Origin of the sequence: Halalkalibacterium halodurans (assembly GCF_004376175.1) — a bacterium.
GTDB lineage: Bacteria > Bacillota > Bacilli > Bacillales > Bacillaceae_D > Halalkalibacterium > Halalkalibacterium halodurans.
In genome coordinates, this window is sequence record NZ_SNUY01000020.1 from 37,185 (window position 1) to 57,475 (window position 20,291).

Below are 20,291 nucleotides of genomic sequence, written 5' to 3' on the forward strand. Positions count from 1 at the left end.
TGAACAATCGTTTTTTATTGTAAACGATTTTTTCACAAAAGACGATAGACTTTCTTTTTTATTTAAAGAAAGGGGTTCCTAATTTAACCTTTCGTAGCACCAGTCGTTAACCCGCTAATCAAATAGCGCTGCAAGAACAAGAAAACAGTTGCAATCGGAATGGCAATTAAAATTGCTCCTGCCGCAAACCTAGTAAAGTTGTTGGCAAACTGATCGTTCACAAAGTTGAATAACCCTAAAGCGAGCGTATAATTCTCGGGGCTTCGTAAAATAATTCGTGGCAAAATAAAATCCATGAAAGGCGACATAAAATTAAACAGTGCCACGACGGCTAAAATGGGCTTTGCCAGTGGTAGCATAATCGTAAAGAAAATACGGAAATGGCCAGCACCATCCAATTTCGCTGATTCGTCTAATTCGCGAGGAATCGTATCAAAGTAGCCTTTTACGAGAAACGCATTCATCGGAATGGAGGTTCCTACATAAATAAGGATAAGCCCAAGAAGCGTATCAAGCAAATTCACCGTGTTTAACAAAATATACAAGGCGACCATCGCCATTAAAACAGGGAACATTTGCAGCAATAAAAAGCCGTACAGGCCATATGTTCTTCCGACAAAACGATAACGTGAAAACGCATAGGCTGTTAAAGCAACAAGGAACGTTGAACAAACAGAGGTTACACTCGCGACGATGAGCGTATTTTTATACCATTGCAAATAGTTGCTTCGTGGATCGAAGAACAACCATTCATAATGGCGAAACGAAATCGTCTCTGGGATCATCCGTGACGAGAATAAACTTGTCCCGGGATTCAACGACAACCCGACCGTCCAAAGAAGGGGATAAAGAATGACGATACCCATGACGAGTAAAAACAAATAAATCGCTGTCACTTCGAGTCGTGATTTTACTTTTTTATTCATTAGATACTCCCCTCCTCTTTAAAGGAACGACTGCGACGGAACTGGAACAAAGCGAAGCCGGCAACAATTAAACCGATAATAATCGAAATGGCTGCCGCCATACTGTACTGTGAGTTTTCAAATGTGAGACTGTACACCCACGAAATTAGAATATCGGTTCCGCCTGCATTTTGCCCGCGAATCGGCGGTCCCCCTTGGTTAAAAAGATAAATGATCGTAAAGTTGTTAAAGTTTCCTGCATACTGCATGATGAGTAGCGGCGCGGTCGCAAACAAAATATGTGGCATCGTAATGTGACGAAATTTTTGCAGTCGATTGGCTCCATCCATATCTGCCGCTTCGTACCAGTCGCTTGAAATGCTTTGAAGAACCCCCGTAAATAAGGCAAAAACAAATGGAAAGCCTAGCCAAGTTTGAATCATGATTAACGCGAACCGGGACCAGAATGGATCAGTTAACCATGGAGCCCCTTGGCCAAACAAAGGAATGAGAATATCTCGGTTAATAGCACCGAAATTGTCATTAAACATCGCAGAGAAAATCAAAATCGTCACAAAAGCCGGTACGGCCCACGGTAAAATTAGAATCGTGCGAATGAATTTTTTAAACTTAATCCGCGGATCATTGACCATCATCGCTAAAAATAACCCGAGCGCAATTTGACATGACGTGGCGACAAACGTCCAAATTAACGTCCAGGAAAAGACGCTAAAAAACGTTTCGCGCCAAATCGGTACTGTTACGAGCTGAACAAAGTTGTCAAATCCAACCCAATCAAGTAAATTGCGGGGCGGGGCATTATACAAATTGTAGTTCGTAAAAGCAAGTCCGAGCATAAACAACAGAGGAAAGACAACAGTAAAGATTAAAAAGATGAGTCCCGGCCCGATAAGCATATAAGGGAATCCTTTATCCCATGCTTGCTGAAAGCTTTCTCGAAGCGGAGGAATTCTCCAGCCTTGTTGAATTCTCTTTGCATCCTTATATGCATCACGTAAATTTAGAAGATAAAAGCCAACGGCAAAAACGGTAAGAATGAGCGCCATGATTCCTTGGGCGAGTAACATCCGTGAGTCATCGACTCTCTCTAACGTCCCTAGCGTCATAATCCCCCAATAGCCAATATTTAAAAAGTCATGAAAGACGATGATAAAGGCAGCAAAGAGAATGAAAAAGACCGACCCTTTTAAATAACGCTTATTGTACAATTGTCCCAATCCAGGAATGATCGACAGTAAAAGCGCGAGTTTTGGGTTCGTTGTCGCTGCTTTCTCCCTTACCTCTTTTTCCATTTTTGTTCCTCCTCTACATGCGATGACCTCGTTCACCGCCTACACTCTATCAGAAGGATGGAGAGCGGTTAACTCTCCATCCAATCACTTGAATTAACTTTCTTGAAGGGTGATCTTATCAGCAATTTGTTGAACCGCTTCTTCTAAAACTTCTGCCGGATCCTCCCCTTGTGAAATGAACTCAAATGCATCCTCCATTGGTTCCCATACAGATGACATGGCTGGGATGTTCGGCATCGGCACTGCGTATTCAGATTGCTCTAAAATCGGTTGACGCAGTTCATCATCAATCTCCACATCTGTACGAGCTGGCAACTCACCTGCTACTTCAAAGTACGTAAGTGAGTTTTCAGGGTTTGTAATAAATAACGCTAAGTCTGTTGCCCAATATTGATTCGCGCTGTATTCGTTCACTAACCAACCTTTTACGCCTGAAAATGAAGCAGGATTTTTGCCGTTGATTTTAGGAAGAGGAGCAACGGCTAGATTGTCGCCAAGAGCCTCTGAAAATTCCGGAATGCTCCATGGACCCGTGATGACGGCTCCCACTTGTCCATCGCGGAAATAGCCGCTCATAATATCACCGTTAATCCCTACTGGTAAGTAACCTTCTTCAAACCATGATTGAATTAAACTTGCTCCTTCAATCGCACCTTCGTTGGCAAGGCCGATGCTTGCCGAATCATACACGCCTTCCGCATCTTGCTCAAACACGTAGCCTCCATGCGCTTCAAGGAATGGGTAAAGGTAATAGAAATTAGTCGCTTCCATTAAAAATCCGTACTCGTCCGCGCTAGCATTCGTAAGCTCTGCTGCGATTTGTTCCATTTCCTCAAATGTTTCAGGTGCTTCTGGAACAAGCTCAGTGTTATAGAATAACGCGTAGGTTTCAATAACAGCCGGTATCCCTAGCTGGGCTCCTTCGTAGTTTAAAGCATCAATTGCACCTTCTGGATATCCTTCAAGTTGTTCTGGCGTTAACTCTAGCTCGGCCGCCAACCCTTGTAAGTAAATATCCCCCATCCGATCGTTCGGCTGGAAGAATAGATCAGGCCCACCACCAGCTGCTGCATCTAAAGAAAGGGCATCCAATTGATCAAGCATGGAAAATGGGGTAATCTCAACCGCAATGCCTGTCTCTTCTTCATATTTCTCAACAATTTGTTCATATGCACTTAATTGTGCATCTTCATCATTGACCCACATTGTTAATGTATCTGGCTTCTCTGGTGCTGTCCCTTCTCCCCCATCTTCACCAGCTGACGCTCCGCTCTCACTTGCTGAACCATTTCCTTCATCACGATCAGGACCACACGCAGCAAGCAATGCCGATAACGCAAGAACTAAAACAGTAAGCCACAAAAATGATTTTGTTCTCTTCATTTCGTTTTTCCCCCTTAAACGTAATTTTCTCTGCAAGGCCGAAAACTCACCTTGCAGCAGCGCAATTTTAGGAAATCGTTTGCACAACCTACGAGAAAAAATGAAACCGGTTGCAATAACCACTTCCAACGCCATTATATTACGTTATCATGAGGAATACAACTATTTTTTCTGTCACATAGAAATCTATTAACCTATCATTCGACAAACGTTTGCACATTTCTCTTGACATTCCTATCCTCATCTCCTAGGCTGAAAAGTATAAAGACTGTAAACGTTTAAGCAAGCTTGTAATCTCATATGGAAGGGAGTTAGTTACGATTGAAAGCTACAATCTATCATCGACCAAAAAGTGAAGACGCTTATGCTTATGATAAAAGCACGATGCACATTCGTCTTCGCACAGGTAAGAATTACGTGCAAAAAGTGAACCTGATTTATGGCGATCCTTATGACTGGGTAAAAAAACAATGGGTAACCTCTAAAAAAGAGATGACTCCAACAGGATCTGATGCACAGCATGATTTCTGGTTCGTAGAGGTAACTCCTCCTTATCGACGGTTGCGTTATGGCTTCGAAATCATAACAAAAACTGAAACGATCTACTATGGAGAAAGTGGGTTTCTCGATACACCATCAAAAGATACGAGCGATTATTTCTGCTTTCCATTTATGAATTCAGCTGATTTGTTTTCACCACCTGAGTGGGTAAAAGACACTGTATGGTATCAAATTTTCCCCGAACGCTTTGCAAATGGGGATCCGAGCCGTAATCCTGAAGGTACCTTACCGTGGGGAAGCGCTGCGCCAACTCCAACCAACCATTTCGGTGGAGACCTTCAAGGAATCATCGATCATCTCGATTACTTGCAAGAGTTAGGGATTAATGGAATCTATTTAACACCGATCTTTGAAGCGTTTTCTAATCATAAATACGACACGATTGATTATGTAAAAGTGGACCCTCACTTTGGTAATAAAGCAACGTTTAAACGTCTTGTAGATGAGTGCCACAAACGGGGAATTCGCATCATGCTTGATGCCGTTTTCAATCATGCCGGCTTCTACTTCCCACCGTTTCAAGATGTGCTCAAAAACCAGCAGCACTCAAAATATCGTGATTGGTTTCATTTGCGTGACTTTCCTGTTCGTGCGGAAGAGCCGCCAAACTACGATACGTTTGCCTTCACGCCATTTATGCCAAAGTTCAATACAGAAAACGAGAAAGTGAGAGAATACTTGCTGAATGTGGCAACGTATTGGATCAAAGAGTTTGACATTGACGGCTGGCGGTTAGACGTAGCTAATGAAGTCGACCATGCCTTCTGGCGAGAATTTCGTAAAAGAGTTAAAGCATTAAAGCCTGACTTATACATCCTTGGTGAAGTATGGCACAACTCCCTTCCTTGGCTTGCCGGCGATCAATTTGATGCAGTCATGAATTATCCACTGACTAATGCGATCATCGATTTTGCCGGGAAACAAAAGATAGGTAAACAGCAATTCGAGCATGTCATAACCCAATTGATGCACATGTACCCAATTCACGTCCAACAAGTAGCCTTTAATTTGCTCGGTAGTCATGATACCCCGCGAATATTGACGCAAACGAACCACGATGTGGCCCGTGTTAAACTTCAGTTTCTCTTGCTCTTTTCGCAGCGCGGAACACCGTGTATTTATTACGGAGATGAGATTGGCATGACCGGTGAGCAAGATCCTGGATGTCGTAAATGCATGATTTGGGAGGAAGAAGAACAAAATCAAGAGTTACTCTCCTTTGTCAAAAGTCTCATTCAACTTCGCAAGCAAGAGAAAGCTTTCGGAACCGAAGGGGATTTGACGTTTGTGGAGAATGATTCTTCTCTTCTCATCTATCAAAAGACATACGAAAATCAACAGCTCTTGTTTGTCATCAATTCCACAGATCAACCAGACAGCGTACAGTTACCTGTCAGCTGGACAAATCGTGACGCAAATGACTTGCTAACAGGTGAAACTCTCTCGCTCACAACAGAAATTGGCATTCCGGCTAAATCCGCGATGGTTCTTAAATAGGTCTTTAGAATAGAACAACACACCACTTGAAAGTTCAATAAAGTGGTGTGTTGTTTGCAATGAAAGACTAATCTTCGTTCTGCTTGATTTCTTCCAATAGCGATTCATACTTTTCTATGTCTTCTTGTGATTCATTCCAATCGTCTGCGTAAATGTAGGCGATTTGGCCAAGTTCTACTCCGACAATTGCCTGAACATCTGTTTCTTTATTCACTAGAAGACAATAAGCGACGAGCGATAACCCTCTATGTGGATAAAAAACTTCTGCTATTTCTGCACCGATCAATTGTTCAAAAAGAGGATGGTCTAAATTTTCTCGTATGATTGATTGGTAGCTTGGTTCAACGATTTGCGATAGAACCGCTTCTAACTCATGATCAGCCAAACGTTGCAGAAATAATTCGACAGGTTGTATCGTTTCTTCTACCATGCTAGCTTCTCTTTCTTGTGCAAAAGCTTCTTGTGTTTCCCTAATGGACTCTTGAATTTCAGGCGTGACAGCTTCTGGAACCGTTTTATCCTCAAATATCATATCCCCGTATTTATAGAAAAAACTAAGAATCAATCCTGTGATCATGATAATCGTAGGCCATTTATATGCGTTATATTTCCCTGATCGATTCGTTTTCTTCTTTTTTTCGCTCCCTTGGTGGTTGCCCTCATTCATGTCCATTCCTCCATAACATTTTCATGCTGTCAAAGGGGGCGGTTGCTGCCCTCATTCCTTCAAACGGTATAAATACTAAATTGCTCATGGTTAAGCCTTGAATGACGGTTCCTCCTCAGGTTGTTGCTCGAGATCTTCCTTGCTAGCCTTTAACTGCTGTAAGCTGTTTGTGACGGCCTTTAATAACAGAAACGACAAAATCATTAGAGTCAGAAAAACGAGATCTGATACGAGCAATAACTCGTTGGTAATATCTAAGGGATGTGCTCTAAGCATATAGTTATCAATGGAAGAATCGATGAAATAAAGACCCTTTGCAAACGGCCACATAGCAGAAAAGCGTTTCCCGTCATCGGCAGTTACTGGCTCGTGTTTTAACTTATTACTTATTTTCATAGGATGCATCTATCAAGAAGCGGCAAAAGCTTCTTTAACCACGGCCGCGCACGCCATAGGCTTAAATGGGGTTAAAAACGCAATCAAAGCTGGAGTCAATACAATCGAACATGGATATTACTTAGATAAGGAAACGGTTGATACGATGAGAGATTTAGGGATCTATCTCACACCCACTCTCTTGGCTCCGACATTACTTCAAAAAAACAGTGAACACATTCCACAACATATGATAGATAAAATAGAAGAGATTGAAAAGGAACATAGAAAAAGTTTCCGACTAGCTTTAGAAAGAGGCGTTAAAATCATCGCGGGTACAGACGCTGGACCCCTTTTAATAATCCCGGTCAACTTGTAGAAGAATTAAAAATTATGTTAGAAGAAGGTATGACAACTGCTCAGGCCATTGAATCGGCTACCTATTTAGGCGCTAAGTGTCTTAAAGTCGATTCCTTAATAGGATCTCTTGAGGAACAAAAATTGGCCGACCTAATTGTCGTTAAAGGAAATCCTTTAGAAGATATAAGCAACCTCAAGAATATTCAACACGTGTTTAAAGGAGGGGTTCGTCTTTACCCGGATCAAATCCATTGACAGAATGCCATTTATATTCACAAAGAATAAAAAGGCGAAAAATTTTTTTCGCAAGTCTAAATAACCCCTTACCTTTTCATAAGTTACCCTTTATAATTAACGTCGACATTAATTTTTTAAGGGGATTAGAAATGAAAGGTGAAACGAAAAAACAACTCACCCTCTTTGCCCTCACTTGGCCTATATTCATTGAAATTTTGCTGCACATGCTTATGGGAAACGCTGACACTCTTATGCTCAGTCAATATTCTGATGACGCTGTTGCTGCGGTCGGTGTTTCAAATCAAATTCTCGCGGTCATTATTGTCATGTTCGGGTTCGTCGCAACTGGCACAAGCATTTTAGTCGCGCAACACCTTGGTGCAAAGGAGCGAGAAAATGCCGGAAAAGTAGCGGTTGTTTCGATAGGCGCCAACTTGATATTTGGTATCGTTTTAGGTTTATTGCTCATCGCCTTTGGTCCACCTATTCTAAAAGCGATGCAATTAGATGATAGCCTGTTACAAGAGGCCACTCTTTATTTACAAATCGTCGGTGGCTTTTCCGTTGTTCAGTCACTCATTATGACCGCAGGTGCCATTCTTCGGAGCCATTCATTTACGAAAGATGTTATGTATGTAACGATCGGGATGAACATCCTTAATGTGATCGGAAACTATTTGTTTATTTTTGGTCCGTTTGGGATTCCCGTGCTCGGTGTTACAGGGGTTGCCTTATCCACTGTCGTAAGTCGTACGATTGGCCTTTTCGTGATCGCCATCTTGCTTTATAAACGAATTAGAGGAGAGCTTCCATTTGCTTACTTATTAAAAACATTTCCTCGTGTCGAATTGAGAAATCTATTAAAAATTGGGATTCCATCTGCTGGAGAGCAATTATCCTACAATGCATCTCAGTTAGTGATCACCTACTTTATCGCTATGATGGGCACAGAAGCACTCACAACGAAAGTGTACACCCAGAACTTGATGATGTTCGTGTTCCTTTTTGCTGTTGCCATCGGGCAAGGTACGCAAATTTTGATCGGTCATCAGGTCGGTGCGAAACAAATTCAGGCAGCGTATGTCCGCTGTTTTAGAAGTCTATGGATTGCCATGACTGTCTCCGTTTCAATGGCTGTGGTATTTTTTGCTTTCAGTACACCATTGCTCGGAGTTTTCACCGACAATCCCGACATCTTATCCCTCGGCACGACCTTGCTTTTGCTTACGATCATCTTAGAACCTGGGAGAGCATGTAACCTCGTGGTGATTAGCTCACTGCGAGCGGCAGGGGATGTTAAGTTCCCGGTCTATTTAGCGATCGTGTCCATGTGGGGAATTGCCGTACCGATTGCCTATCTACTAGGGCTCCCCCTCGGTCTAGGCCTCATTGGGGTATGGATTGCCTTTATCGCAGATGAATGGTTCAGGGGATTGTTGATGATTTGGCGTTGGCGGAAAGGGAAGTGGCAAGAAATGTCCTTTGTCGGAAAAAAAGCGTCTGCATAAACCTGCTCATATAAGAGAAAATGTCCCAGTTCGTTGTAAAAAACAGGGGGAAGACATGAAAAATATGTCGGATTTTCTCCCACGAAACTTATCCCATTCTTTTAGTCACTCTTTGACATTAAACGAAATTTTAGATTAAAATGGTACTATGCCTGTATGAAAGGGCATACGAAATAATAAATAAAAAAGGGGGAAACTTTCATGAAGAAGAAACTTGGTTTTCTTTCAGCAGGCTTTCTTTCACTTGGTCTGATTCTAGGTGCATGTGGTGGCAATGCTGACACAGATGCGGAAGAACCAGCAGGTGACGATCCGGCCGATACAGGTGAAGAGCAGGAAGAAGCAGCTGGAGATCACTTAACAGATTTACAGCTTGGGACGGGGAGTACCGGTGGTACATATTATCCACTTGGTCAAGAAATCGCAAATGTATTAAATGCGAACGTGGATTACGATGGATTTAACGTTAGTGCCGTAGCATCTGGTGCATCGGTTGATAACCTTGGGCAAATTTTCCGCGGGGAAATGCAGCTTGGGATGACCGTTCATATCCCTGCCTTACAAGCGATTGCTGGTGAGGGGGACTTTGAAGGAGCAGTTGTTGATAACTTCGGCTTCTTAGGCTACATCTATCCTGAAGTAATGCAAGTAGTTACGACAGAAGACACAGGAATTACTTCTATTGAGGACCTTAAAGGGAAGCGCGTTGCTATTGGTCCAGCTGGGAGTGCTACGCAGTCAGCTGCTCGGTTAATTTTAGAAGCACACGGTATTGAAGATGGTGACTATGAAGCATTTGAAGAAGGCTTCGGTGATGCAGCTGCTCGTATTCAAGACGGACAGCTTGACGCCTCTTTCGGATTACTCGGGTTACCAGATAGCACGACTTCAGAGCTTTCCCTTCAACGCGAAGTTGTCATCCTACCAATCGAAGGTGATGCCCTCGCATACGTTGAAGAAAACAGCGATTACGGTGCCTATGAAATTGATGCAGGGGCATATGACTTCTTAGATGACTCTGTAAGTACGGTTACGGCTTATGCAATTCTCGTTGCTTCCTTAGATCAAGTTAGCGAAGATCTTGGCTACGAAATCGTTAAAGCGTTGTATGAAAATGCTGGAGGCATCACTCATCCACAAGGTGAACACATGAAAATGGAAAACATCCTAAATGGATCTGAAGGATTACCGATCCATCCTGGTGCGCAAAAGTATTTCGAAGAGCAAGGTATAAGTGAATAATTGAATGAAAGGGACTGGGCATCTCGCTGTCCAGTCTTTTTTTATACTTCCTCTAGTACGATTTATAAGTTTTGTAGAGTCGCTCAAAAATTGTCGACGAAAAAGCTATGAGCCGTTACAATAGAAAGAGCCTTGGATTTCTACAAATGATTAGACCTTCCTCGCATCGGCTTTAATTACGGGTCCTTCCTGTTCACTCTAGTTGTCTCTTCCTTTTTCGTCGGGAATTTTAACTTTATTTTAAGGTGGTGAATAGTCGTATGAAAGAAAAGCAATCTGAAGCAGCTACAGTCGATAAAGCTGAAGAAATTTTGCGTAAATATGATAAAGAATCAAACTACCGTACGAACTTACAAAAATGGGTTTGGGTGGTTACGATACTCGCCATCTCCTTAACCCTTTTTCAACTATACACATCGTTTCGCGGGGCCTATGTGACCCTCATACAAGGGGCCATCCATTTAGCTGGTGGCTTGTCGTTAATTTTTATTTTGTATCCAGCGAAACGCTCCCTATTAAAGAAGAAGGGAGTTCCTTGGTATGACGGAGTACTTGCCCTCCTAGCCTTAGCCGCGAACTTTTACATTGTTTTTGAATACCAACGATTGACAAGCAATCAAGTGACGATTTTAGGTTACACCGATTTGGATATTATCGTTGCCACATTAGGGGTTTTACTCGTCCTTGAAGCGACTCGTCGCGCGGTTGGCTTACCGATTGTGATCATTGCCACGGTCGCCTTATTGTACGGGCTATTTGGGCAGCATTTTCCTGTCGCCCAGTTCCGACATGCCGGCTTCGATTTCGACCGGTTAATGACGCTCATGTTTTTTAATACCGAGGCGATATTTGGTACGCCGATCCGGATTTCATCCACTTTCATCTTCCTGTTTTTATTTTTCGGTGTCATGCTAACGAAGACGGGAATTGGCCAGTTTTTCAACGACCTCGCCTTCGGTGCAACAGGCCGAATGACAGGGGGAACAGCTAAGGCTGCTGTTACCGCTAGTGGACTCCAAGGGATGGTTACGGGTAGCTCAGTTGCCAACACGGTTAGTTCTGGATCGTTCACCATTCCGATGATGAAGCGGGCTGGTTTCAAACCGGAATTTTCTGCAGCAGCTGAGGCCTCTGCGTCAACTGGTGGACAAATCATGCCACCGATTATGGGGGCAGCTGCCTTTATTATGGCGAGTAATACGGCGATACCGTATCAAGAAATTATTTTAATTGCTATTATTCCAGCTCTTTTATATTTTACCGGTGTGTTTATGGGTACCCATTTTGAAGCAAAAAAACAAGGCATTCGTGGTTTGCCAAAGGAACAACTTCCATCGCTAAAAGGGATTCTCAGACGACTTGATTTACTCGCACCGCTCGTAGCAATCATTGTCATGCTATACCTTGGCTACTCGCCTACACGTGCGGCTCTTTTTGGAATCGGTGCTGCTTTCTTCGTAAGCTTGTTCCGTAAAGACACACGCATGGGGATTCGCGATATTTTTGATACCCTTGAACAAGGAGCCCGTATCGCACTCCCGGTGATTGCGGCTTGTGCCACGGCTGGGATCATTGCTGGGATCGTCACAACGACAGGTTTGGGCGGGAAAATTGCCGGTGGTATTATCGATCTAGCCGGAGGAGTCTTCTTCCTCGTCTTGTTCTTTACAATGATTGCTTGCATCTTGCTCGGAATGGGCTTACCGACAACAGCTAACTATGTGGTTACTGCGTCGATGGCAGCGCCTGCTCTTATGGCCTTCGATAGTGTACCACTGATTGCTGCTCATTTCTTTGTGTTCTATTTCGGGATCGTTGCAGACATTACACCACCTGTTTGTCTTGCCGCCTATGCAGGTGCTGGGATTGCCAGGGCCAATCCGATGAAAGCAGGGATTACCGCCTTTAAACTGGCGATAGCCGCCTTTATCATTCCGTACGCCTTTATGTACAATCCGGTCTTACTCTTAGTAGATGCGAATTTTGTAGACATTGTCATTGCCGTCTCGACTGCCCTCATCGGTATGGCAGCCGTTAGCGCATCGATGATGAACTACTTTGTTTCCCATACAAATATCATTGAACGCATTCTTTTATTCTTTGCAGGGGTCGCGTTGATTTTACCAGGTATTCTTTCCGCTTCAGGACTTGTCGTCGTCCTTGCGATCGCTGGTATTCAATTTTTCCGCAAACGAAGTAAAGACCAAGCACGAGCCACAACCTAACGAAAAAACGCTAATCCCTCAAAAGGGGGATAGCGTTTTTTTAACTAAAAAATACGAGACTCAGAGCCGCAATGGCTACAACGATGCCTGCCAATCTACGAATGTTTTTCTGAGACAAGTAGGTGAAGCAATAAACACCGAGGCGTGTTCCAATGAAGACGCTTAAAAGACCGACAAGCAAGTAGATGAGGTACGATTGAGTAAAATCCCCATGTACACCGTGAATGACGACCGTTGTGAAATTGGTAATAAAAAAACTGACTTGCAAATTGGCACTGTAGGCATACTTGTCGTCTCGGAATAAAAGCATAAAATAAAAAACAAAAAACGGTCCGCCCACTGCAAAAACGCCTCCAACAAGCCCACCGAAAAAGCCAAGGGTCGCTGGTAACCACGTTTGATTCACACTTCGTCCCTCCGGCTGCGGCTTATCCCAAAACAAGTAGCCAACCACGATAAGTAAAAATACACCTAAAATGGACTTTAAAAGATCCATCTCCCCGTAAGCTGTCAATACAAACGAAGCGACATAACGACCAATAATCGCTGCACACATAATGACAATTAAATCTTTCCAACGAATATGGTGGAATAATTGAATAACAATAAACAATGCCGTTAAAACACCTAGCGCTACGACAAGAAGGGTGCTCTCTTTAATCGTAAAGAAAAACGGCAGAAAGCTCATGGCAATGATACCAAAGCCAAAACCGCTCACGCCTTGGACAAAACTTCCAACTAACAAAATCAAAAATATAAAAATAAGCTCCATCCACATCTGTTTTGATCCTTCCTATATTCCAAGAGACCTACAATCGACGAATCTCTCGTGATTCATTTCCAGTTCCATGCCCTATCTAGCAATGGTAAAGGCTCTATGCTATAAGTAAAGCACAGGTAAAAAACTCAGCGTTTGTTGAACCTTTAAAAGGGCAAAGCCGTAATTTGCTTACCGTAATCCTTTGTCCTTTAATCCTTAATAGAAATTAAACTTTCTAAAAAAACGTAGACCCATGCAACACGCACGGGCCCTATTTTTCATTCATAAAAGACGTTAAAAGACGCCCACAGTTCTTCTAACTGCTGGAGTCGATTTTGAACTTTCTCGTGTTCCGATCGTGTGACCGCCGTAATGAATGCACTGACGATGCTATGGGGAGCTGCAAATGAATCAATAAATGAGTTGATCTCCGTAGCCGCTAAGAGCACACGGTCTCCATATGGAACGAGGGGGGACAACGCATGATCGGTAATGACGATCGTTTTGGCCCCTCGTTGTTTCACATACTTTAACACATCAACGGTTCGCTTCGTATAACGGGCAAATCCGAAGCCAATGACAAGATCGTCCTCGGTAATGTCCAGTAAGTGCTCAGACACTCCATCTGCCTGCTCAACCAGCTCTGTGTTTTGCAAGACAAGATCTAAATAAAACGTTAAAAATTGTCCTAAGCTCGCGGCACTTCGATAGGCAATCACATAGATACGCTTCGCTTCTATAATACTATTAACGGCCTGTTCAAACTCTTCAAGCTCAATTTGTTGTAACGTCGCTCGTAAATTGGCCATGTCATCGGTTAAAATTTCTTCAATTGCATGGGACGGCCGATCCTCTCGATCCGTTGTCCGTGCAAAAACTTCCGCCGATGTCATTTTCTTTTGCAAAGCCTCTTGCAAATGACGCTGTAGGTCAGGGTAGCCCTCATAGCCTAAAAACACCGCAAAGCGAATGACCGTCGCTTCCCCCACTGCTGCATATTTTGCTAATTTTGATGCTGTGAGAAAAGGAGCGGTATCGGGATGTTGAATCAAGTAGTTGGCAATTTTCTTTTGTGATTTGCTCATTTTTTCTTGCAGATCCATAATCCGTTTGTACACATCGCTGTTTAACACAGGCATCATTCCTTTAAGATCAACCTCCAAATAATCGGGATAACACTCGATCATACGCCGCAATCGTTCGCTCCACCTCACGCTCCGTATGGGCAGTGGATAAGCTATAACGGTTAAGAGGTTTCGTATAAATACCTTCATTTAATAAATGCAGGTCAATCAGTTTACGCGTTTGTAGATCGGACGCTTGGAGATCACGGTAATTAAAAATGTCTTCCTCTGTTAATACTACACTAAAGATTGAACCGATGCCAACCGCTTTCATTGGCACTCCTTTTCGGACAAACAACGCTTCCAACTCATCCTTCAGCATATCCGTTCGTGCAAAAACATCTTTAATATCCCGTTTAAGAACGTCCACGGTTTTTAACCCTGCTGCTAAAATCAGCGGATGTCCATTGTACGTACCGCTATGAAAGACAACATCTTTTGCCCTTGAAAAGGTGCTTTGTGATTGATCAAACACATCAGAACCCGTCGTTGGAGATGTGACCTCCATAATGTCCTTCCGTCCGCCGACAATTCCGAATGGGAATCCAGCGCCAATGACTTTTCCGAGTGTCGTCAGGTCTGGTGACACCCCATACCACTCTTGCGCACCCCCGAGTCTAATGCGAAAACCTGTTTTGACTTCATCAAAAATCAGCACGATCCCTAACTCTTCGGTCAATTCCCGTAAACCGGCAATAAACGTATCGGTCGCGGGTATAAATCCCCCTTGCAACGGCTCGATCATGACGGCCGCAATCGAATCTTGCTGTGCCCGTAGCAATCGTTCACATGCGGTTAAATTGTTGAATGGTAAAATGAGCGGCTCTTCTCCATCCGTCACATGCATCCCCTTTGATTCTTTAACCGGTATAGGCGCGTCTGCTGGCCCCGCTTCCGAAAGTGTCGGACTGACACTATAAAGTACATCATTGTATCCGCCATGGTAATGACCTTCAAATTTAGCGATCCTCTTTTTGTTCGTATACGCCTGTGCAATCCGCATGGCTAAAAGCGTCGCTTCCGTTCCAGAATTTGTGTAACGGAGCCGTTCCATGCTCGGATAGAGCTGCTGAATTTCATGTCCAAACGTTACTTCCAACGGATGAGGTGCCCCAAACAAAAGAGTTCCGGAGTCTGCAAACATCTCATCGATCGCCTGCTTTACCTCTGGGTGACCGTGACCTAGCATCAACGCCCCATAGGCGAGTAAATAGTCTACATATTGGTGGTTATCCACATCTGTAATGAACGCCCCGCAACCTTTTTTCATAACAATGGGGTATGGAGCAAAATGTTTAATGTTTGCTGTAATTCCACCGGGCATTATTTTTTTCGCCTGTTCAATCCACGATTTCGATCGGGGGGTTTGCTCCGCATACGTGTGCTCAGGTCGGGTGTCTTCTACCATCGCCATCCATTCATCACTCACCTTAAGAAATATTTTTTTCTTTTGTTTATATCTATGAAATTTACACTTCATTATACTATGTGTCGGCCTAATTTTGAATAATTAATTTCATTTTTAAATATAAATGAAGGTTTTCCTTCTTTCAGAAAATGAACCTGCCCTCTCGTGGATCTCCTAACACGTAACCAAATGAAAGAAAAAGTGAAGGTTTTTTTTCATTTTCATTCAATTTCTTCAATTTTTCTTTCTTTTTTGACGTTTTTTACAAGAGATTGTTATACTGATGATGCAGGGACTTCCCTAGATTACGAGAACGGAAGGTGAAGAAAGATGGCTCAACCAAAGTACATTATGAATGTGGACAAGATTGAGCAAATACCAAAAGAAGAACGGGAAAAACTTAAGCAAATTACGGACAAGTTCGTTTTTCGTGTAAACGATTATTATTTAAGCCTCATTGATTGGAACGATCCGAACGATCCTATACGAAAGCTAGTCATTCCAAATGAGGGAGAGCTTAGTGAGTATGGGCGCTGGGATGCTTCCGATGAAGACACTAATTACGTTGTGCCAGGCTGTCAGCACAAATATGAAACGACTGCCCTCCTCATCTGTTCGGAGGTTTGCGGGGCTTACTGTCGTTATTGCTTCCGAAAGCGCCTTTTCCGTAATGATGTAAAAGAAGCGATGTCCGACGTAGATCCTGGTCTTGATTACATTGCTCAAACGCCACAGATTAACAACGTGTTGCTGACTGGTGGCGATCCACTCATTTTAGCAACGAAAAAACTTCGCTACATTATCGAGCGTCTCCGTGCAATCGATCACGTAAAAATCATCCGCATTGGCTCAAAGCTACCTGTCTTTAACCCAATGCGTATTACAGAAGATGAACAACTACTAGAGTTAATCCGTGAATACTCCACCCCAGATCATCGTATATACATTATGGCTCATATTAATCACCCCGTAGAAATTACAAATGAAGCGAGACAAGCATTCCAAGCCTTACATGATGTAGGTGCAATTGTCGTGAACCAAACGCCTGTATTGAAAGGAATTAATGATGATCCTGATGTCTTGGCCGAGCTCCTCGACAAGTTGTCATGGGCCGGAGTTACTCCATATTATTTCTTCATTAATCGTCCGGTTGCAGGTAATAATGATTTCGTTCTCACATTGGAAGAAGTGTACAACATTGTGGAAAAAGCAAAAGCGAAAACCTCGGGTCTAGGGAAACGTGTTCGCTTAAGCATGAGCCACACATCGGGGAAAATTGAGGTCCTTGCGATAGAGGACGGAAAAGCCTACTTAAAATACCATCAATCGAGAGACGGAAATTACGGTAAATTTATGGTTCTTGACTGTCCGAAAGACGCAACATGGTTTGATGATTTACCAGGCAATGAAAACTATTGGACAAAACCGGAGAAAAAAGTAAAAGAAGTCGTGTCAGTCAATGAAATGCCAGATACTCCGCAAAAAAAGAAACGAGCTGCTGCCATAAGATAACTAAAAACATGCAAGGTGCTCCTCACGCACCTTGTATGTTTTTTGTCTTTTACATTTTCAACCGAACCAATATTACGGAAGAGAGGCTGTCAAGGGGACATTATTCGTGGTAAAATGGTGGTGTAATTCTTCATACATATTTGAGGTGAATCGATTGAAACGATTGTTAGGGGGGAGTATTCTCCTATTTCTATTCTTTTTAGCAGGGTGCAACGAAACGTTTGAAACGATTGTACAAGCAAATAATGCCGAGCATCCCACCGATCATCATCGCTTTGAAATAGGGACTCCTCATGTTGTGGCAGAGCCCGACGGGTTTTTTATCGAAATAATGTTAACATCTAAAGATCCAGACTATGCGTTAGATGAAGACTATCTTTTCGCCATAAGCCATATTAGTATTGATGAAACTGGTAAGGAGTATGAAGCCCAATCGAGTGAAAAAGAACATTTTGTGACGGATCAAGATCAAGACGCTGTTCTTATCAGGCAATTTTACACACCAGCGTTGGAATCAGAGGCGCCAAGCATTGATTTTACCTTGTATGTCCAACCTACGTACTACGAACATGAAGTGGTTTTTAACAAGCTCGATGAACACGTGCGCTCTGTCGAAAAAAACGATTTAACGATTCGCTCAATAGACATTAAAGGAAAAAAACTTGCCCTTGTCGTAGAAGATGTCCACAACGTCAAAGGAATAGAGCTTGCATTAAAGCAAGGACAGGAGTACATTTACCCGATCTCTTCCATAACCGATCATCACCCTCACTTTAATTCCTTTCACGCCGAATATGAATTTGCCCAATCGTTACCTAATACGTTGACGCTCCGCATGCGTCGTCCCCACCTCGATAAAATTATTTGGGAGTTTCCACTCACGGCACGGAAGAAATAATAAACACACCCGCTAAGTAAAGAGAACGACGGGTGTGTTTCCACGTTAAATTCATAAGCTGACTGTTGCGCTAGCCACTGCCTGCTTCTTTCCTCTCCACCATTGATACAATAGGACGAAACCAATGATAGCAAAGCCCATTAGATCTTGAACAAGATTCGGATTCATGAACAACAAGGCTCCACCAAACAACAAGATTCGTAGAAACAGTGGAATTTTCGTAAATAGATAGCCTTCTGCCGCGGCACCTAGCATGACAACACCTGTTATGGAAGTAACAACAACTAGCGCCCCTTCGATAAAGGTCGTATTTAGCAACAACAGCGCTTCGTTGTACACAAACATATACGGAACGATAAATCCCGCGATAGCCAGTTTCATGGATATAAAGCCTGTTTTCATCTGATCTCCGCCAGATATGCCAGCCGCAGCAAATGCAGCCAAAGCGACCGGAGGCGTAATGTTGGCAAACAATCCAAAATAGAATACAAAGAGATGGGCAACGAGTGGTTCAATCCCTAATGTGACTAAGGCCGGAGCTGCCATTGTCGCCGTAATAATATATGTTGGAATGCTCGGTAAACCCATTCCGAGAATGATGCAAGCAATCATCGTAAAGAATAAGGTCAAAAATAAGCTTTCTCCCCCAAGCATCACAATGCCGTTGGCGAGTTTTAACCCAAAGCCCGTCATCGTGGCAACCCCAACAATTATTCCGACACACGCACAAGCAACGGCAACACCGATCGCGTTTCGTGCTCCCTGTTCTAATGCATCAAGAAGATCACGTATGGTCATCCGAGTCGTTTTTCTAAACATCGCCACAAAAACTGTTACGATAATGGTTAAAAACGCAGAATAAATAATTGTTCGACCGCTGAAAAAGAGCATATAAAGGAGAAAAAATAACGGAATTAACAAATGACCACGCTCTTTTAATACATCCATTACTTGCGGTAAGTTCTCCTTTGAAATCCCTTTCAACCCCAGCTTCGTCGCCCGTAAATGAATTTGAACGATAATCGCCAAATAGAATAAAAGGGCTGGCAATAGGGCTGCAAGGGCAATTTGACTATAAGGAATGCCGAGAATTTCCGCCATGATGAAGGCTGCTGCTCCCATAATAGGCGGTAAAATTTGCCCACCGACCGAGGCTGCTGCTTCAACCGCTCCAGCAAAGTTTCGGTGATAGCCGATTTTTTTCATTAGTGGTATCGTAAACGAACCTGTCGTGACTACATTGGCGATCGCCGCACCATTAATGCTGCCTAAAAAGCCGCTCGCAATGACGGACACTTTGGCCGGCCCACCTTTCGTTTGCCCCGCAATCGCAAGGGCCATATCGTTGAAAAATTGTCCCATACCCGATTTGCTTAAAAAGGCTCCGAACAAGATGAATAAGAAAATGTAAGTGGCCGATACACCAATCGCCGTCCCATATACACCTTCTGTCGTCACATACATGAAGTTAATCAGTTCATCCCAGCCATACCCCCGATGCCGCCAAATGCCTGAAAGCTCTCGCCCAAAAAGTCCATAAATGAAAAATAGTACAGCTAAAAGGGGGAGCGCCCATCCTGTTACACGGCGTGCTGCCTCGAGGATGAGGATGACTAAAATGGCTCCGAACAGCAGGTCATACGTATTAGGGATTCCGCCTCGATGAACGATTCCAGCATAATCAACAAAAAAATAGATGGTCGTTGATAAGGCTAACAAGACGCAGAGCCAATCATATAGGGGAACGCTTTTACGGTTAGCCTTTTTAAAGGGCGGATAAAGAAAAAACACAAGCGCTAAAATAACCGCCACGTGCAAGGATCGATGTTGAAGCGTTAGCGGTGTTCCAAAATAAGATGTATATAAATGATAGAGCGATAAGCCGATGGCCAACAAGGAGACGAGCAAGGGTAACTTTTTGCCGCTGAAAGTGCGAAATCGCGACTCTGCATCGTACTTTTCAAGTATTTCTTGCTCCTCAGGCGATAATTTAGGCTCGTCAATTGTTTGTTTTTCTGTCATGTTCGTTCACCTCTTCGTGAATGACAATTTCGATTTTTTCATGATGGGGTAAATCAGCTCCTGTGAAAACCCTCTCCCCATTGATGTTGAGCTGAAAATGAACCGAGTGGGAGTGAATCCATTTGAGCGCGTCCACTTGATCATTCATCCCCCTTGCGACAATCTGGCGTATTGTCAAAACTTTATATAAAAATAGGCTATTAAATCCTATGTTAGAGGGCTTTATAAGCAAAAAAATTGCCACTCCCTGATTTCTGTAGATAATTGAGGTTACCACACACCCAATTCCAGAAA

The 20,291-nt window shown here is 43.2% G+C and carries 18 protein-coding genes; 8 read left to right on the plus strand and 10 right to left on the minus strand.

Features of this window, described 5'->3' with window-relative positions:
• Window positions 1-83 precede the first annotated feature (83 nt).
• The 3 genes from E2L07_RS08555 to E2L07_RS08565 all read right to left on the minus strand — a co-directional run bounded on the left by E2L07_RS08555 (window position 84) and on the right by E2L07_RS08565 (window position 3,601).
• Window positions 84-926 (minus strand): sugar ABC transporter permease, encoded by an 843-nt coding sequence (locus tag E2L07_RS08555; RefSeq protein WP_010899070.1) that lies wholly within the window; start codon window positions 924-926, stop codon window positions 84-86.
• Entirely contained in the window at window positions 926-2,218 is a 1,293-nt protein-coding gene (locus E2L07_RS08560; protein WP_053430647.1) for a sugar ABC transporter permease, read from the minus strand. The genes E2L07_RS08555 and E2L07_RS08560 overlap by 1 nt, the downstream gene beginning before the upstream one ends.
• Before the next feature lie 93 nt (window positions 2,219-2,311).
• On the minus strand, window positions 2,312-3,601 hold the full coding sequence (locus tag E2L07_RS08565; RefSeq protein WP_134229360.1) for an extracellular solute-binding protein: 1,290 nt from the start codon (window positions 3,599-3,601) through the stop codon (window positions 2,312-2,314).
• 321 nt (window positions 3,602-3,922) lie between these two features.
• Here E2L07_RS08565 and E2L07_RS08570 point away from each other — a divergent pair, with 321 nt between their 5' ends.
• A complete protein-coding gene (locus tag E2L07_RS08570) occupies window positions 3,923-5,659 on the plus strand; it encodes an alpha-glycosidase (protein WP_134229361.1) in 1,737 nt (578 codons plus the stop codon).
• A 67-nt stretch (window positions 5,660-5,726) separates the two neighbouring features.
• On the opposite strand, the gene E2L07_RS08575 is transcribed toward E2L07_RS08570, so the two are convergent.
• Together E2L07_RS08575 and E2L07_RS08580 are read right to left on the minus strand one after the other, a co-directional pair.
• Entirely contained in the window at window positions 5,727-6,326 is a 600-nt protein-coding gene (locus E2L07_RS08575; RefSeq protein WP_134229362.1) for a hypothetical protein, read from the minus strand.
• A gap of 90 nt (window positions 6,327-6,416) precedes the next feature.
• A complete protein-coding gene (locus E2L07_RS08580; protein WP_134229363.1) occupies window positions 6,417-6,722 on the minus strand; it encodes a hypothetical protein in 306 nt (101 codons plus the stop codon).
• 55 nt (window positions 6,723-6,777) lie between these two features.
• Between E2L07_RS08580 and E2L07_RS21500 the strand changes: the two genes are divergently transcribed.
• The 5 genes from E2L07_RS21500 to E2L07_RS08600 all read left to right on the plus strand — a co-directional run bounded on the left by E2L07_RS21500 (window position 6,778) and on the right by E2L07_RS08600 (window position 12,273).
• Window positions 6,778-7,080, plus strand: a complete 303-nt coding sequence (locus tag E2L07_RS21500) for an amidohydrolase family protein (RefSeq protein ID WP_276399887.1) — start codon at window positions 6,778-6,780, stop codon at window positions 7,078-7,080.
• Between the two features lie 14 nt (window positions 7,081-7,094).
• Window positions 7,095-7,316 (plus strand): amidohydrolase family protein, encoded by a 222-nt coding sequence (locus E2L07_RS21505; RefSeq protein WP_276399886.1) that lies wholly within the window; start codon window positions 7,095-7,097, stop codon window positions 7,314-7,316.
• Between the two features lie 131 nt (window positions 7,317-7,447).
• Window positions 7,448-8,806 carry an MATE family efflux transporter gene (locus E2L07_RS08590; RefSeq protein ID WP_134229364.1) on the plus strand — a complete coding sequence of 453 codons (1,359 nt, stop codon included), beginning with the start codon at window positions 7,448-7,450 and terminating at the stop codon, window positions 8,804-8,806.
• 201 nt (window positions 8,807-9,007) lie between these two features.
• The gene (locus E2L07_RS08595) at window positions 9,008-10,048 is read left to right on the plus strand and encodes a TAXI family TRAP transporter solute-binding subunit (protein ID WP_134229365.1); all 1,041 of its coding nucleotides are present in this window, start codon (window positions 9,008-9,010) and stop codon (window positions 10,046-10,048) included.
• Window positions 10,049-10,308: 260 nt separating this feature from the next.
• On the plus strand, window positions 10,309-12,273 hold the full coding sequence (locus E2L07_RS08600; RefSeq protein WP_134229366.1) for a TRAP transporter permease: 1,965 nt from the start codon (window positions 10,309-10,311) through the stop codon (window positions 12,271-12,273).
• Window positions 12,274-12,313: 40 nt separating this feature from the next.
• Here the strand turns inward: E2L07_RS08600 and E2L07_RS08605 are convergent, their stop codons facing one another.
• The 3 genes from E2L07_RS08605 to E2L07_RS08615 form a co-directional block, all read right to left on the minus strand.
• Window positions 12,314-13,051, minus strand: coding sequence for a sulfite exporter TauE/SafE family protein (locus E2L07_RS08605; protein ID WP_134229367.1), 738 nt, complete (start codon window positions 13,049-13,051; stop codon window positions 12,314-12,316).
• A 260-nt stretch (window positions 13,052-13,311) separates the two neighbouring features.
• Window positions 13,312-14,166 (minus strand): MurR/RpiR family transcriptional regulator, encoded by an 855-nt coding sequence (locus E2L07_RS08610; protein WP_010899086.1) that lies wholly within the window; start codon window positions 14,164-14,166, stop codon window positions 13,312-13,314.
• 19 nt (window positions 14,167-14,185) lie between these two features.
• The gene (locus tag E2L07_RS08615) at window positions 14,186-15,571 is read right to left on the minus strand and encodes an aspartate aminotransferase family protein (protein WP_134229368.1); all 1,386 of its coding nucleotides are present in this window, start codon (window positions 15,569-15,571) and stop codon (window positions 14,186-14,188) included.
• Window positions 15,572-15,895: 324 nt separating this feature from the next.
• Here E2L07_RS08615 and E2L07_RS08620 point away from each other — a divergent pair, with 324 nt between their 5' ends.
• Window positions 15,896-17,077 carry a KamA family radical SAM protein gene (locus E2L07_RS08620; RefSeq protein ID WP_134229369.1) on the plus strand — a complete coding sequence of 394 codons (1,182 nt, stop codon included), beginning with the start codon at window positions 15,896-15,898 and terminating at the stop codon, window positions 17,075-17,077.
• 154 nt (window positions 17,078-17,231) lie between these two features.
• Window positions 17,232-17,975 carry a hypothetical protein gene (locus tag E2L07_RS08625; RefSeq protein WP_134229370.1) on the plus strand — a complete coding sequence of 248 codons (744 nt, stop codon included), beginning with the start codon at window positions 17,232-17,234 and terminating at the stop codon, window positions 17,973-17,975.
• 51 nt (window positions 17,976-18,026) lie between these two features.
• On the opposite strand, the gene E2L07_RS08630 is transcribed toward E2L07_RS08625, so the two are convergent.
• Together E2L07_RS08630 and E2L07_RS21040 are read right to left on the minus strand one after the other, a co-directional pair.
• Window positions 18,027-19,997: a TRAP transporter permease gene (locus E2L07_RS08630; RefSeq protein WP_134229371.1), complete on the minus strand. Its 1,971-nt coding sequence runs from the start codon at window positions 19,995-19,997 to the stop codon at window positions 18,027-18,029.
• On the minus strand, window positions 19,975-20,291 hold a 317-nt coding region (locus E2L07_RS21040; RefSeq protein WP_208402002.1), incomplete at its 5' end, for a hypothetical protein. The genes E2L07_RS21040 and E2L07_RS08630, both read right to left, overlap by 23 nt.